Consider the following 15,135-nt stretch of genomic DNA (forward strand, 5'->3'; position numbering starts at 1 on the left):
CTCAGCCGGCGAGGAGGTCGTCGTCGGTGACGTGAGCGAGCCGGTGCGCGAGGTGGGTCGCGACGGGGTCGGGTCGGTACGGCGCGAGTCGGTGCCGGTTGGTGGGCGTGGTCTCGATCTGGTGGAGTCGGTGGAGGACGTCGTCGATCACGCCGTGGCCCTTGCGGGAGTGGTCGCCGCGGCAGTGGGGGTCGAGGTTCTCGCCCGACGTGGGTCCGTCGGGCCAGGGTTCTCGGTGGTCGAGGTCGCAGTGGGCGGCTGGTCTGACGCATCCGCGGGCGGCGCAGACGCCGTCGCGCAGGATGATGGCGCGCCGCAGGATGTCGGGGGGTTGGTAGCCGATGTAGTGGTGGGCGAGGGTGTTGCCGGTGAGGGGGTCGATCAGCAGCTGGTGCCAGAAGGCGTCGCCGTCGACGGCGGCGTCGAGGAGCCACTCGGTGGGGACTTCCCAGGTGCCGTCGACGGCTTCGGCGTGGCCGGGACTGGCGCCGGCGGCGACCGCGGCGTCGAGGGTGACGGCGACGTCGATCGCGAGGCCTCGGGTGCGGGCGTCCTGGGACTGGGGGTGGTGGAGGGTCCAGTCGGTGAGCAGGTCGGCCTCGAGCTGGGGCTGGGTGCGGTCGTCGCCGGCCGCGCGGGCGGCCTTGGCGGCCGTGCGCAGCCTCGTGGCGATCGCGGCGGCTTCGTGGGCGGGGAGGTAGGCGTTGAGCCAGGCCATGGCGTCGTCGCCCTGGACGACCTGGACGTGGCGGTTCTCGCGTTCGGTGTTGGCGCGCTCGATCGCCAGGTCGGCCTCGACGCGGGTCACGAACCGTCGGAGCCACTGCCGTAGCTCGGTCAGGGTGTGGGTGGCGGCGTAGGAGACGACCTGGGTGTCGAGGCGGTCGTGGGACTCGGGGCGTTCGAGGCGGCGTACGGTCAGGGAGATCTCGCGGACCCGTGCGGCGTCCAGGACGCCGCGCTGGAACATCAGCCACACCCGTGGTGTGTGGCAGCGGACGGCGTCTGCGGCGGCGATGCGGTCGAGCACCTGCCCCTCGGAGAGGTTGAGGTGCAGGCCGATCTCGACGGCGATGGCGGAGCGTTCGACGAGCTTGCGCATGGGTGTGGTGTCGGCGGCGTTGATGCGGTCGATCTCGTGGTCGCGGTAGTCCAGGATCGCCCGCCACTCGCACGCCTCGGCCCGCGCCCGGTCACGGGCGATGCCGCTGAGGTCGATCAGACCGGTCGGGTTCTCGGACATGGCTCCATCACACACGCCCCCACCGACACGACCACCCAGCCGCGCACTCGCCTGGGGAAAACCTGCCGCGCCGTCAGCGGCCGCCGGGAAGCAGCAGCACGAAGCAGGTCGTGGCGGACGTCTCGTCGAGACTCAGGTGACCGCCCGTGCCGGTGGCGAGCTCGGTGGCAGCCGGCAGGCCCAGCCGGGAGGGCGCCCGGGCGTCGGTGCTGTCGCCGCGACCGAAGACCTCGCTGCCGAACGTGCGTGCTCCCTCGTCGCCGACGCGGACCTCGACGTTGCTGCCCGCCTCGCGGGCCGACACGGTGATGGTGCCGGTGCCGTGCTGGCAGGCGTTCTCGATCAGGACGTCGAGCACCTGCGCGACCGGTTCGGTGGCGATCGTGGCACGCACCGGCCCGGGGGCCGTCACGACGACGGTGCGTCCCCGCGCGGCGGCGCGCCGCCGCCAGCGCTCGACCGTGTCGGCCACGAAGGCGGTGAGGTCGAGCTCGATCTGGCCGTCGTGGCGCAGGCGAAGGGCCAGGTCCAGCAGGTCGTCGATCGAGGCCGTGAGCCGGTCCAGCTCGTCGATCGAGCGCCGCACCTGCGCGGCGACCTCGGGAGAGGTCTCGGGCCAGTAGGTCAGGTCCTCGAGCTCGAGGCGGAGGGCCGTGATGGGCGTGCGCAGCTGGTGGGAGGCGGTGACGGCGAGCTCGCGCTCGCGGCGGACCAGCTCGTCGAGCCGTGTGGCCGAGGTGCGCAGCGCCTCGCTGATCGCCTGCGCCTCGGGCACCCCGCCTCGCGGCAGGTCGAGGTCGAACGTGCCGCGTCCCAGCTCCTCGGCCGCGACCGCGAGCCGGTCGAAGGGCCGGCTCATGCGTCCGATCACGACGTAGCCGATCGCGCACGCGACGGCCGCGAGCAGCACGCCGAGCACGATCAGCGGCACGAGGGCTCGCTCGACCTCGGCGGTCACGACCGAGCGGTCGCGGGTGACGGTGAGCGTGCCCTGGCCGTCGGTGCGTCGGGTCTCGACGAAGGAGGCGTCCGGATCGTCGTCGTACTGCCCGGCCTCGACCGTCGTGCCGTCGAGGGCGACGTACCGGGCGCCGTCGGTGCCGTCCAGGCCGGCCCTCAGCATGCTGGCGTCGATGGGGGAGCCGGACTGGATCCGAGAGTCGATCCGGGCCTCGAGGAAGTCGGCGGTGCGCTCGATCATCGCGGCCTCGTGGTCGCGCACGAGATCGGCCGTGACGTAGGCGCGGGGCACGGCGTAGAGAACGACGACGCCGACGATCAGGGCGACGAGGATGCCGACCAGGCGTTCACGCATCGGCCGCGGCGTCCTCGAGACGGAATCCGACGCCGCGGACCGTGCTGAGGACGACCGGCGCGTCGGCGTCGTGCAGCTTCTGCCGCAGTCGGCCGACCGTCGTGTCGAGGGTCTTGGTGGATCCGAACCAGTTCTCGTCCCAGACCTCGGCCATCAGGACCTCGCGGGTCACGACCGCGCCGCGGTGGGCGTCGAGGCGCAGCAGGACGTCGAACTCCTTGGCGGTCAGGACGACCTCGGTGCCCGCGACCCAGACCCGGCGCGCGTCGGCCTCGACCCGCAGGTCGCCGCGCGAGGCCGGTGGCGCGCCGACCTCCGGCGCGGCGGTGGGGGCCGGGGCCGCGGGCTCGGCCGGGGCGGCGAGGGGACGGCTCGCGCGGCGCAGCAGGGCGCGGCTGCGGGCCAGCAGCTCGGAGAGGCTGAAGGGCTTGCTGAGGTAGTCGTCGGCGCCGACGTCGAGCCCGACGACGCGGTCGAGCTCACCTCCTCGGGCGGTGAGGATCAGGATGCCGGCCTCGAAGCCGCCCGCGCGCAGGTGGCGGCACACGTCGAGTCCGTCCATGTCCGGCAGGCCCAGGTCGAGCAGCACGAGATCGACCGGGCCGGGCCCGCTGGCCATCGCGAGCGCCTCGGCCCCGTTCGCGGCCCGAGCCACCTCGTAGCCCTCGCGCCCCAGCGCCCGGGCCAGAGGAGCGGCGATCGCGTCGTCGTCCTCGACCATCAGGATGTGGGCTGGCACGTCGTCAAGCATAGGTGCGCTGCGCCCTGCGGAGCGTTGCGCGACGGACCTGCGCGCGTCGGTCGAGCTCGAGCGCGGCGAACCCCGCTGCGGCGGCCACGACCGAGACGAGGGCGACGGGATCGGTGGGGGCCGCGGGCAGGGTCGGCAGTCCGATCGTCACGACCAGCAGGCCCGAGACGAGGGCGTACGTCGCGACCAGGCCCGCTGCCAGCCGGGCCTCGAACGTGCTCCGCCAGGCGAGCGCGAGGGCCACCGCGGCGGTGATGAGGGCGAGCCCGACGACACCGACGCTCAGGGACGACGTCATGACCCGCGTGGACCAGACGACGAGCAGCACTGCCTGCAGCGCGGTGGCCCCTGCCGCCACGACGGAGGCCGCGGTGCGGTCGGTTGTGGTCATCAGAAGTCCAGGTCGCTCGCGCCGGACTCGGTGGCGGTGGTGCCGGCCACGCGCTGGCCGTTGAGCCCGAAGACCGCGGTCGACGGCGTCCACTCCAGGGTCGAGGCCCGGGTCACCGAGTTGATGATGCCGCGGACGACGTTGTCGATCTCGATGGTCACGGTGGTGCGGGGGACCCCGTTGACGGTCTCCGTCGAGGCCGTCATGGTCGCGTCGAGAACGGCGTTGCCGCTCAGGAAGCCGCCCGAGGAGGTGCCGGTGCGCACCGTTCCGAGGTTGGAGCCGGGACCGGTCAGGTAGAGGGTGTCGGTGCTCAGGCTGAGGAAGCCGCGATCGACCGTCATCCCGACCTGGACCGGTCGGCCGTCCCAGCCCGGCGTGACCGTGCCGAGGTCGAGCAGGCGGCTGTACGTCAGGACGATGCGGTCGCCCGGGTCGATGCGCCCGGCGACGCCGCCGTTGATGGTCTGGATGTCGAGCGCCCTGAGCGGGGTCGTGACGTTGTCGACCTTGCGCGCCGCTACGACGTTCGAGGTGGCGGTGGCGCCGTTGGTGTCGGTCAGCACGGCGCGCAGGTCGTAGCTGCCGTCGTTGACGCCCGTGGTGGCCCAGGCGCAGGCCCAGGGAGCCGCGGTGTCGGTGCAGATCGTGGTCCACGAGGTCGTGCCGGCGGCCGCCCGCTGGAAGACCACGGAGGCGACGGGGGCGGTCGAGCTGGCGGTGGCCGTGAGGTTCACGGTGCCTTCGAGGAACGCGCCCGGGTCGGCCAGCGTGATGCTGCGGACCGTGTTGTCGACCAGCGTGTCGGGCACGACGGGCGAGGTGATGGTGGTGGAGCCGGAGGTGGCGACCGCGCGCAGGTCGTAGCGGCCGTACGGCGTCGACCCCGTGGCCCAGCTGCAGGAGTACGGGCTCGTGCTGGTGGTGCAGATCGTGGTCCAGCTGGTGGTGCCGAGCGGAGCACGCTCGACGCGGACGGACCAGCCGGTGCCGGAGGAGATCGTGGGCTTGAGGGTCACGGTGCCGCTGACGACGTCGCCGGGGTCGGCGAGGGTGATCGTGGCGGTGTTCAGGACGGTCGTGCGCACCGTGGCGGAGGTCGCGGTGTAGCCGGCCTTGTCGGTCGCGATCGCGCGCAGGTCGTAGGCGCCGTCGGCCAGGCCGGTCGTGCTCCAGGAGCAGGAGTAGGGCGACTTCGTGGCGGTGCAGATCGTGGACCACGTCGTGGCGCCCGCGGCGCGGGCCTGCAGCTGGACCGAGGCGATGCCCGAGCGGTCGTCGGCCGCCGTGGCGGTGACGGTGACGGTGCCGCTGACCGTCGAGCCGGGGGAGGTCATCGCCACCGTGGGGGGCGTCCAGTCGGCAGCGGCCTGGACCGAGCCGGTGCTCGACGAGGCCGAGACGAACGTGGCCGACGAGAATCCCGTGGCGCCGGCGATGCTGGCACCGGCCGTGAGGGCCAGGGCCAGCAGGGACAGCGTGCGCTTCGTCGGGGTGCGTCGGATCTCGAGCCGGTGCTTCATGGCGAGCTCAGGACCGTCCGCTGGTGGCCAGGTGGCGGGGGGCCGGTCGTCCTGAGGTCATGGCATCAACGCTAGTGAGCGCCGTGGCCCAGGCGGGTGACAGGACGTCCACGCGATCTCCACAATTCGGAACTGCCTCGACGGCCTCCTCGTGCACATCCTCGTTGATGCGGGAGGGGCGCAGTGCGCCGATCAGCTGCACGAGCGCCATCAGCGCGATGATCGCGGCGGGCAGGCCCACGACGAGCATGCGGACCTGGCGGTCGGCCATCGCGATCATGAGCCAGCCGACCTTCGGCACCGCGTGCTGCACGACGGGCTGCTCGGAGCCGACGAGGGAGAAGGTCCACGGGTCGGGGTCGGGGTTCGCGTCGCCCTGGGTGCGAAAGACGGTGGTGCCGTTCTCGCCGGGCTCCATCGAGAGGATCCGGTGGGTCACGAGGGTGGAGACGCCGCTGCTGGCCGGAGGCAGGTAGGTGATGACGTCACCGACCTTGAGGTCCGCGGCGGGGGTGTTCTTCGAGAACACGATCGAGCCCTTGTCGATCGTGCCGGTCATGGACCCACCGGTGATGACGTAGCGCTCGTAGCCGAGGAACGAGGGCACGACGTAGGCGATGGCACCGAGGGTCAGGGTGACGAGGAGCAGGTTCACCACGAGGCCGCCCAGCCGGCGCGCGATCGGGCGGGTCTGGGCGGCTCTCATGGTGGCTCCTCGTCAGGGGAAGGGTGCGGCGTGGCCGCGGGGGTGTCGCTCAGGCGACGATCACTGGGTGAAGGTCGAGCCCTCGAGCTGGACCGAGTCCCACGTGTAGGTGGCGGTGGCGTTCTTGCCCTGGTCGGCGTTGTCGGCGCCCTGGGCGAGCTTGACCGTGAAGTCGAACGTGCTGGAGGCGTCGGGCGCGATCTGGCCGATGTCCTTCTTGACGCCGTCCTCGAGGCCGCCGAAGGTGCCGGTGTAGACCACGGAACCGGTCGTGGCGTTCGTGATCGTCAGGCTCAGGTTCGAGCCGGTGAAGCCGTTGGTGGAGCTCTGCTCGGTCAGGCTGAACGCGGCCGGCAGGCTGCCGGTGTTCTTGAGCGTCAGCGAGCCGGTGAGCGTGTCGCCGGGCTTCAGGTCGGTCAGCGTGAAGATCGCGGCGTCGTCCTTGGAGTTGGTGTGCGTCAGCGTGCCGGAGGTGACCGAGCTGATCGTGTTCGCGGTGGTCGAGGTGAACGTGGCGCCCGAGCCGACCGCGATGGCGCCGGCGGCGGCGAGGGTGGCGAGCGGGACGAGGATCTTGCGCGAGTTCTTCATGGTGTCTCCCTGTGACGAGGTGGTTGGTGTCGGAACCGGCGGCCGCTTCTTGACCGCCGGTGCCGATGTGACAACTCTCGCGAGGCGCGCTCCACGCTCCCTCCACGTCAGGGCCACCGGATCTCCACAACTCGGCACATGACGCCACGAATCCCCACGGGCGGGCCGTGGAGGGGTCGAAGGGCGGGAGGCGGCAGCTTTGGCGTCCTCCGGCGGGGGCGCGTGGCGGAGTGCGGCGGCCTCGGACCTGAGCGCCACGATCGGCTCTAGGGTCGAGTCATGTCGCGCACCTTGTCTTCCGCGGGAGTGATGCTCGATTTCGACGCGCTCTATGAGCGAATCTGGAATCTTGCGGCTGACGATCGAGGGGACGGGACACGCCTCTTCCATTCGATCGGCCAGACGAGCCTTACGCGGCTGGTCGCTGAGATGAGCGCTTCCCCCGTGGTCGGTGGCAGGACCGAGGAGCCGAACAACAGCCTGCGGTCCTTGGTTCACCGAGAACTGATTGTCGGCGGGTGGGGTCGCCGGACGGGAGAGCGCACGTTCCGCCTCCGGCGTCCGCCGCGTGCGTGGGACGATTACGCCAGGCTTCACGATCTGATGTGCGCCATCCCAGAGGGTCGATGGACGACGTATGGAGACCTCGGTCGCGCTGCGGGCATTCACCCCAAGGGCCTGGGGAGCCACATCAAGAGCAAGCCCTGCTGCCCCCATGCTGTTCGGGTGCTGCAGGCGGGTGGTGTGCCTCATCGCGACAGCTTCAGGTGGAGCGACCCTGATGATCGGGGCCTCGACCCCAACGAGGTCTTGGCGAGCGAAGGCGTGCGATTCGTCGGGGGTGCCGCCGATCCGCAGCAGCATCTGGGGGCACGAGAACTTCTGGACCTGATCGACCAGCGTGACGATTCACCGGAGTACGAGTGGCCAACGCTCGACTGGGTGGCCAGTCCGCCAGAGAGCGGCACGGAGCGGCACCTGAGGGACTGCGAGAGTCTCGGTGACGGGCCACGATCGATCGCCGAGGCACCTCAGCTGCGCGACGTGCCACCCTGCGGCCTCTGCCTGGTCCGTGCGAGGGCATCGCAGCACGTTCAGCGCGGGCCTTCTCTGAACGACGGCCCGTCCGAGCCCGCCAATGAGGAGCTGCGCGCCGGCGGAACGGACATTGCGCAGGTAGTCCTCGTGCGAAGGGAACAGCGGTTTCTGCGCCGACACCTTCTCGCAGGCCGTGCGATCGCTGCCTGCGACATCTGCGGCCGGATGCTGTCGACGGAGCTACTGGTGGCCGCCCACATCACTCCCAGGGCCTCTCTCGACGAAGCTGAGCGACTCGACTTCGCATCCGCAGCGATGCTCGCATGCTTGTTCGGTTGCGACGCGATGTTCGAGGCCGGATACATCGGAGTGAACGCGGACGGTGAAGTGATCTCCCTGAGGCGTCCGCCTACACCAGCCGTGGCCGGCGCGGTGACGGCGGTCGAAGGTTTGGCCGCCGGTCGGTACACCTCTCACACTGCTCCCCGATTCGCGCAGCACGCTGACCTCTTCGCGGGGCTCGCCTGACGGTGGCCGGGCCGCGTGTTGCGTGTACTCAGGCAACACTCATCTACGCGAGTGTGTGCCCCGCGGTGCTCGCGGGTACTCCCTCCATATGGCTTCCACGACGACGATCAACCCCGCCACCGGCGAGGACCTCACGACCTACCAGCTGCAGACCGACGACGAGGTCGCCCAGATCATCGAGGCGACCCACACGGCCTTCGACTCCTGGCGCAAGGTCGCGCTGGAGGACCGGGCCGAGAAGATCCGCGCACTCGGTGAGCTGCTGCGCACGAACGAGCGCGAGCTCTCCGAGCTCATGACGACCGAGATGGGCAAGCCCCTCGAGCAGGGTTCCCAGGAGGTGCAGCTGTGCGCCGCGATCTGCGACTGGACCGCCGACAACGCCGCTGACGCCCTCGCCGACGTCGAGCAGCCGATGGAGGGTGGCCGCGCGATCATCACCCACGCGCCGATCGGTGTGGTCTACGGCATCCAGCCCTGGAACTTCCCGATCTACCAGGTCATCCGTTACAGCGTGCCGCAGCTCGTCGCGGGCAACACGGTGCTGCTCAAGCACGCCGAGTCGGTCTTCGGCACGGCGCTGCGCCTCGAGGAGCTCTACCGCGAGGCGGGGCTGCCCAAGGACACGTTCCGGGCGCTGCTGATCGACCACGACCAGTCCGACGACGTCATCGCCCACGAGAAGGTGCGCGGGGTGACGCTGACGGGCTCGGACGTGGCCGGCCGGCACGTCGCCGCGAAGGCGGCCGAGAACCTGAAGAAGTCGGTCGTCGAGCTGGGCAGCAACGACGCCTACCTCGTGCTGTCCGACGCCGACGTCGAGCTCGCCGTGGAGATGAGCGTGCAGGGCCGCATCGCCAACAACGGCCAGACGTGCGTCGGCGCGAAGCGATTCGTCGTGGTCGACGCGGTCTACGACGAGTTCCGCGACGGCTACGTCGAGGCGATGAAGGCCATTGAGCTGGGCGACCCCATGCAGGACGGCACGGCCCTCGGCCCGATGTCGCGCGAGCAGCTACGCGACGAGCTCCACGACCAGGTCACCGAGTCGGTCGACGGCGGCGCAACCGTGCTCGTGGGCGGGGAGAAGCCCGACCGCGCCGGCGCCTGGTACCCCGCCACGGTGATCGAGGACGTCACGCCCGGCCAGCCCGCCTACGACGACGAGCTCTTCGGTCCGGTCGCGGCGCTGATCCGCGCGAAGGACGACGAGGACGCGATGCGTATCGCCAACGACTCGCGCTACGGCCTCGGCGGCGGCATCTTCTCGCGCGACGAGAAGCGCGCGATCGAGCTGGCCCGCGCCGAGTTCGACACCGGCATGGTCAACATCAACGGCTTCAGCCTGGCCCAGCCCAACCTGCCGTTCGGGGGAGTGAAGGACTCCGGCTACGGCCGCGAGCACGGCGAGGCCGGGTTCAAGGAGTTCGTGAACATCAAGACGTTGATGATCGCCGAGGCGTGAGCCGCGGCCGCTCGGGCAGACAGGCATCCGCTGCCCGAGCGGCCCTCGCGTGAGCAAGACACCACCCTCGGCGCCCGTGGGTTGCGGCGTCGCGAGACACTGGGGCCGTGGCTGAGTACTGCGATCGATGCGACCTGCCTCTCGACCAATGCGTGCACGGGCGCCCTGCTCCGGTGGTGGTGCCGAAGGCCGCTCCGCCCAAGAAGCCGGCAGCGCCCCGGAAGGCGAAGCCGGCGCAGCCGCCCGTCGAGACGCGCCGGGTCCCGACAGCCCGGCGCACGTCCACCACGGCCTATCGCCAGGTGATCCTCGAGGTCCTGCGTGACATGGGCGGCCGCGGCCAGGCGGATGAGATCCTCGCCGAGGTCGAGCGTCGTCTGGGGTCCCGCCTCCGCGACGGCGACTACGAGGTGGTGCAGGGCGAGGCCCGCTGGCGGCGCGCCGCACGGTTCGAGCGCAAGGACATGGTCGAGGCCGGCCTCCTGGAGCCGGTGATCGAGCGTGGCGTCTGGCAGCTCACGCCCGCTGGCCTGAGCGAGGGTTGACGACGGCGGCGTCCGCTCTCGCCGACGCAGGTCGGTTTCAACCTCTCCGACGAATCAGCGCGAAACCAGCGGGTCGAAAGATCGAGCCGGACGCCCCCTGGTCAGCGAGGCGGCCGAAGGTCGCGGCGAGCCTTGACGTTGTCGACAGCCCGCTTGATCCGCGCCTGGTTCTCGGGCTTGCGTGCCTGGTCGTAGACGAGCTTGGCGACGCCGAGTGCTCCGGCTCTCTTGAACAATCCCATGCCTCAGGCTAAGTCGACGCACAGCAACCGGCTCGTCGAAGCGCAGCCGCCGGGCCCGGGAAAACGGACGTTCCGCTTCAACATGAGAATGGGCATGTTTGTGCAAGTAGAGGCTTGCGAGTGTCAGGCGGTCCGCGCGCCGCCGGTGGTAGGTCTTCGTTCCGCTTGTCCCGGAAGGCTCGGGCTCGGGCTAGGTCGTTCGTTCGCCAACCATTCTCAAGATGCTCGAGTACCGTCGCCCGAGGAGGGCAAGCGCAGTGACTCAGGCAGGTGGAGCATCCGACAAGTACGGAAACGAGTACGAGTCGTGGTGGACGATCACGCGGTTGATGGATGTTCTCAGTGGTAGGGCGCACACCATCACGTTGGAGCCGATCGGGCCGGGCGGTGCGGGAGTCGAGTTTGCGGTTCGAGAACCTGATCGCACGGTCAGGGAACAGGTGAAGAGCGGTACCTCGCGGCCGAACCTCTCACTCAACACCGTCGCGCGAGACCTCGTGCGTCCAGTCCTGGACCACCTGCACAGAGGTGATTCCATCCGATTCGTCTTGGCCAGCCCGGCGCGCGAGTTCACGGGGCTTCTGGACGGTGTGAAGGCGGGGCGGCCAGATCCCGACGGACTCGAAGCCTTTGCTTCTTTGCTTGGGGCTGAGCGCGGCGAGGTGCAAGACCTTCTTGAGCGAATCGAGGTCGAGCACTGGCCCGGATCTGCGTTGCGCAATCACGTTGAGGCAAGGGTTGGTGAGCAGGTCTCCGGAAGTCCTTCGTCCATCGTGCGACGGCTTCACGGTTGGCTATTCCAGAAGGTGCATCAGACGATCGATGCAAACGACGTACGAAGTTTCCTAGGTGAGGACGGGCTGCACCCTCGCGACCTTCGAGACGACCCAGCTGTCGCCGTGGTGCTGCGGCAGAGCGTGGACCGATACGTGCGCAGGTTGAGGTCGGCTGCCGGACCGATTGCAATAGTGGGCCGCCACGAATTGGAAACGTTGGTTCAGCAGCTCGAAGGTGGCGCCAGGATCGTCATGCTTCATGGGGACCCCGGCATTGGGAAATCTCAAGTGATCGGCAAGCTCCTCGAGCGGTTCGATTCCGTGCCAGCGGTAGTTATTCGCATGGATGCGCTTCAATCAGTCGCTTACACCGCCTCTCAGCTTGGTGAACAATTCGGTCTGAATGGGTCACCCGGGCAGCTGCTTGGTGCGTTTTCGGCTGATCAGCCGAGCCTCTTGGTGGTGGATCAACTCGACGCGGTGAGTAGCTTCAGCGGCCGGATAACCGAGGCCTTCGCCGCAGTCGAGGACCTTCTCGACCGGAGCAGGTCCTGGCCGCAGATGCGAGTGCTCTTATCGGTTCGAACAGTGGATCTGCGCCGTGACCCTCGATTCGCGGCGATCCTCAAACGCGAGGATTGTGTCGAGGTCGAGCTGGGAGGTTTGAACCCAGATCAGATTGCCGAGGCTCTGGAAGCGGCGGAGGGCACGGCGATCTCGGAGAAGATCCGGCGGTCGGAGCTGGTCAAGAACCCCTTGTATCTGCGCCTTGCAGTTGACGCAGGGGCTAGTTTCGGCCGAGATGCGCAACTCACACCGACTGATCTCTTCGATGCCGTAGAGGTTGAGGCGCAACGTTCGGCGCCGGATGGGACCGATGTCGGTCAATGGAACACAGTCATGCAGGCGCTGGCTCGGACGATGGTTGATTCAGAGTCCTTGACGGTGCCTGCGAGCATCGCAGTCCCCTTTCGACTGACTGTTGACTCGCTCGTGTCGGCCGGGCTGCTGATCGAGGATGGCTCCGGGATTTCGTTCTTCCACGAGCGGTTTATGGACCATGTCTTCGCTCGATCGTTCGTGGACGCAGGCGAAAGCCTTCGAGAGTTCCTACTCGGTTCGGGCCAAGCGCTATTCCGTCGAGGGCAGACCCGTCAGGTACTTCAGCGTCTGATCGATCTCCAACCTAGGCGATTCTTCGATGTCGCCCTCGACCTACTTGAAGACGGCGCGATCAGGACGCACATCAAGCAGGTCGTCATCGAGGTGGCTCGAGGGCTCAGCCCGACACCGTCCGAGTGGCGTCGGTGTGCGTCGGTTGCCAAGAAACTGGAGTTCGCCGGCAACGAAATCCGCGAGCTGCTCGGCCTCCCCGCGTGGTTCGACGCATGTCACGCTGCGGATGGCCTCCAAGAACTGATGGAAGAGCCATTCGCGGCACAGGTCGTTCCGGTCATGTTGAGAAACCTCGGCGAGCGTCCGGACGCCCTCCGCGATGTACTTCTTCCGCGTTTAGACGCAGGCCGATTCTCAGACGAGGTCCGCTATTCGCTGCTGCAGACCCGCCACCAGCGCCCAAGCGCTCTGGTGGAAGAACTCGTGGCCCGCGGTTGCATTGATGAGACCGTTGAGGGACTCGCTGTCGTTCCAGATGGCGTTTGGACGCTGACGTACACATTCAAGCCGGGAGATCCAGTCGCAACATGGTGGGTCGCTCTCATGCTTCGCCGCGCTCTCCAGCTGTGCGACGAGCAAGGACTCGCAGATCCCTTTGAACACGGAGTCTTGAGCAGGCATTACTCACACGCGCCCCTGAGCGAAATCGCGGACGCCGCACCCGAGGAGTTCCTAGAGGCGGTATTGCCGTTCGTCCTGGACCTCGCTCGCCGAACAGTGCACCTCAGCGAAGGCGACGAACATGCCCGTTCTCGATGGGATCGCTACTTCCACTCGTCCCTTGATGATCTTGACGAAGCGATCTTCGACGCGGTGGCGACCGCTGTCGCTAGCGCATCACGAGATCCTCGAGCGGGAGCAGAAGCCATTCGGCACCTGTCCTCCGAAGAGCAGCCGACGCGCGCCGCTGCTTACTTGACTGCTCGAGCTCTTGAGGCAATCGGTGACGCTGATCTCGCTTTCTCGTGGCTCGTCGATGAGCCGAAGAATCTTCGTCTCAAATGGGACGGCCTTCGATACGGGACATCTGCCTCACTCATTCGCCAGTTCGCTTCCTCCGCTTCGCCGACTTCGATCTCGAGGCTTCTATCGCTAGTGCACTCCGAGGTGCCTCCATTCGAGAAGTCGACGTATGGCTGGAAGCGTCGCGGATGGGCTGAGTGGTCCCTCCTGCTTGCCTTCCCCGAGGCGGTCCTTCCGGTGGAGAGCCTGCGTCGACGCGAGGAACTGATCAGAAAGTTCGGTTCAGAAGCGCCTAAGCCAACCACGATTACCAGCGGGATGGTCCGCTCTCCGATCGGGCACCAGGCGGCCTCACGCATGTCAGATGAGCAGTGGTTGCGCGCGATGGAGTCCTACCATGGCAATCGGGAGCACTGGGACGGCGACTTCCTTAAGGGAAGTGCGCTCGAGTTGTCGAGGCTTCTCGAGCAACTTGCCGAGGAGGATCCGGAAAGGTTCCTACAACTTGGACTGAGCCTTACGCCTCAGCACAACTCCACCTACATAGAGCACCTCATCCGAGGACTCGCGGGCAAGGTCCGGGTGAATGACCTCCTGACTTTAGCGAGCCGAGCACGAATGTCCCACGGCACCTCGGTCGGCCGCACAGTTGCTTGGGCGTTCGAAAAGCACGCAGGGCCTTGGCCACCAGAGGCGGTCGAGCTCATTTGTGCGATCGCTTGCGACGAAGATCCTTCGCCGGGCAGCGAAGGGTTCGCGGACGAACGGAAGCTCGCTGACCAACTCACGATGCTCGGGCTGAACTCCAACCGCGGTGCTGCTGCGCACGCGCTGGCAAAGCACGTCTGGGCCAAGCCCGAGCTCGATATCACGACGATACGGACCATCCGCCAACTGGTTGAGGACGACGTTCCTGCTATCCGAGACGCGGCCTGTGAAGTCGTCGGGGCGCTCAGCCATCTCGACGAATCTACGGCAGTAGAGCTTGCCGAGGCCCTGTTTGCGCGTGGACTCGAGCCTCTGGCAACGGTAGAGGGGTTCACGCTATTTCGATACGCGGCTTTCAGATCGCCCTGGGTTCGAGTCGAGCTGCTGTCCCACGCTTTGGAACACGGAGATGTGGAAGTCGCTACGAACGCGGGCGCCGTCTGGGCGGCTATGGCGCACTTCGAATTACTAGATCCGCGTTTGCCCGGAGAATTTCGGAACCTAACTGCGTCCGCGCGGATCGGCGTGGCGGGCGCGCGAATGCACTCGAATCAAAACCTTGAGGTGATCTGCGAAATCCTCTCGGACTCGGAGACGAGCGTCCGCGAGGAAGCGGTGCAACGCTTGCGGCACCTGACTGAAATTCCGACGAAGGAATTGTCCGAACTTCTCCGATGGTGCCTGGCATCTGAGAACTTCACCGAGGTTGCTGAGGGGCTCGTAGACCTTCTTCTCGATTACGACGACCTTTACCCTCGTGAAGCAATACTGGTGTTGGAGCGCGCCCTGTCAGCTTCAACTCTCGCTACCGCAGTCCAGCAGAGACGAGGCTCCACAGGAAGCATTCCGGACATCTTGAAGATACTTCTCCGCCTTCAGCGACAGGATCCCGTCTTGTTCGGTGACGCGGTACTCGACTGCATGGATGCAATGATCGAAACTCAGTCGAGATACCTGTGGCATTTGCTAGACGAGGACGATGCTGACTAGGTCCAATCCGACGGTACTGTTGGGTCCCTCGCACGACGAGCGACCGCACAGCGAAGAACTGGTCTGAATCTTGTGGGATAGAAGCCGCGCCCGTCACGGTGAGTGTCTATGAATGGCAAGACAGCAAGACGCAGTTCTGCCTAAAGTGGTTGATCCATTCATGCGTCATACGTTTGCGATGTTC

At 67.6% G+C, this 15,135-nt stretch carries 12 protein-coding genes; 4 read left to right on the forward strand and 8 right to left on the reverse strand.

The genetic code is table 11. The annotated features are described in order from the left end of the window. Position 1 precedes the first annotated feature (1 nt). The 7 genes from KAG51_RS02155 to KAG51_RS02185 all read right to left on the reverse strand — a co-directional run bounded on the left by KAG51_RS02155 (position 2) and on the right by KAG51_RS02185 (position 6,520). A complete protein-coding gene (locus KAG51_RS02155) occupies positions 2 to 1,243 on the reverse strand; it encodes a DUF222 domain-containing protein (RefSeq protein ID WP_290580155.1) in 1,242 nt (413 codons plus the stop codon). A 73-nt stretch (positions 1,244 to 1,316) separates the two neighbouring features. Beyond that, a complete protein-coding gene (locus KAG51_RS02160; RefSeq protein ID WP_290580156.1) occupies positions 1,317 to 2,558 on the reverse strand; it encodes a histidine kinase dimerization/phospho-acceptor domain-containing protein in 1,242 nt (413 codons plus the stop codon). Then, on the reverse strand, positions 2,551 to 3,309 hold the full coding sequence (locus KAG51_RS02165; RefSeq protein WP_363316132.1) for a response regulator transcription factor: 759 nt from the start codon (positions 3,307 to 3,309) through the stop codon (positions 2,551 to 2,553). The genes KAG51_RS02160 and KAG51_RS02165 overlap by 8 nt, the downstream gene beginning before the upstream one ends. Then, on the reverse strand, positions 3,302 to 3,700 hold the full coding sequence (locus KAG51_RS02170; protein WP_290580160.1) for a hypothetical protein: 399 nt from the start codon (positions 3,698 to 3,700) through the stop codon (positions 3,302 to 3,304). The genes KAG51_RS02165 and KAG51_RS02170 overlap by 8 nt, the downstream gene beginning before the upstream one ends. Then, entirely contained in the window at positions 3,700 to 5,223 is a 1,524-nt protein-coding gene (locus KAG51_RS02175) for an Ig-like domain-containing protein (protein ID WP_290580162.1), read from the reverse strand. Before KAG51_RS02175 ends, KAG51_RS02170 begins: the two co-directional genes overlap by 1 nt. Positions 5,224 to 5,230: 7 nt before the next feature. Further along, positions 5,231 to 5,929 carry a signal peptidase I gene (locus KAG51_RS02180; RefSeq protein ID WP_290580164.1) on the reverse strand — a complete coding sequence of 233 codons (699 nt, stop codon included), beginning with the start codon at positions 5,927 to 5,929 and terminating at the stop codon, positions 5,231 to 5,233. 60 nt (positions 5,930 to 5,989) lie between these two features. Continuing rightward, complete coding sequence (locus KAG51_RS02185; RefSeq protein ID WP_290580166.1) at positions 5,990 to 6,520, reverse strand: TasA family protein; 531 nt, start codon at positions 6,518 to 6,520, stop codon at positions 5,990 to 5,992. A 279-nt stretch (positions 6,521 to 6,799) separates the two neighbouring features. Between KAG51_RS02185 and KAG51_RS02190 the strand changes: the two genes are divergently transcribed. The 3 genes from KAG51_RS02190 (at position 6,800) to KAG51_RS02200 (ending at position 10,096) form a co-directional block, all read left to right on the forward strand. Continuing rightward, positions 6,800 to 8,086, forward strand: a complete 1,287-nt coding sequence (locus tag KAG51_RS02190) for a hypothetical protein (RefSeq protein WP_290580168.1) — start codon at positions 6,800 to 6,802, stop codon at positions 8,084 to 8,086. A gap of 88 nt (positions 8,087 to 8,174) precedes the next feature. Beyond that, complete coding sequence (locus KAG51_RS02195; protein WP_290580170.1) at positions 8,175 to 9,551, forward strand: NAD-dependent succinate-semialdehyde dehydrogenase; 1,377 nt, start codon at positions 8,175 to 8,177, stop codon at positions 9,549 to 9,551. 107 nt (positions 9,552 to 9,658) lie between these two features. After that, positions 9,659 to 10,096 carry a winged helix-turn-helix domain-containing protein gene (locus KAG51_RS02200; RefSeq protein ID WP_290580172.1) on the forward strand — a complete coding sequence of 146 codons (438 nt, stop codon included), beginning with the start codon at positions 9,659 to 9,661 and terminating at the stop codon, positions 10,094 to 10,096. A 101-nt stretch (positions 10,097 to 10,197) separates the two neighbouring features. On the opposite strand, the gene KAG51_RS02205 is transcribed toward KAG51_RS02200, so the two are convergent. Next, a complete protein-coding gene (locus KAG51_RS02205; protein ID WP_290580174.1) occupies positions 10,198 to 10,338 on the reverse strand; it encodes a hypothetical protein in 141 nt (46 codons plus the stop codon). Between the two features lie 221 nt (positions 10,339 to 10,559). Between KAG51_RS02205 and KAG51_RS02210 the strand changes: the two genes are divergently transcribed. Beyond that, positions 10,560 to 14,951, forward strand: coding sequence for an ATP-binding protein (locus KAG51_RS02210; protein WP_290580176.1), 4,392 nt, complete (start codon positions 10,560 to 10,562; stop codon positions 14,949 to 14,951). Positions 14,952 to 15,135 lie beyond the last annotated feature (184 nt).

Origin of the sequence: Aeromicrobium sp., assembly GCF_023146395.1 — a bacterium.
In the GTDB taxonomy this organism is placed as follows: Bacteria; Actinomycetota; Actinomycetes; order Propionibacteriales; family Nocardioidaceae; genus Aeromicrobium.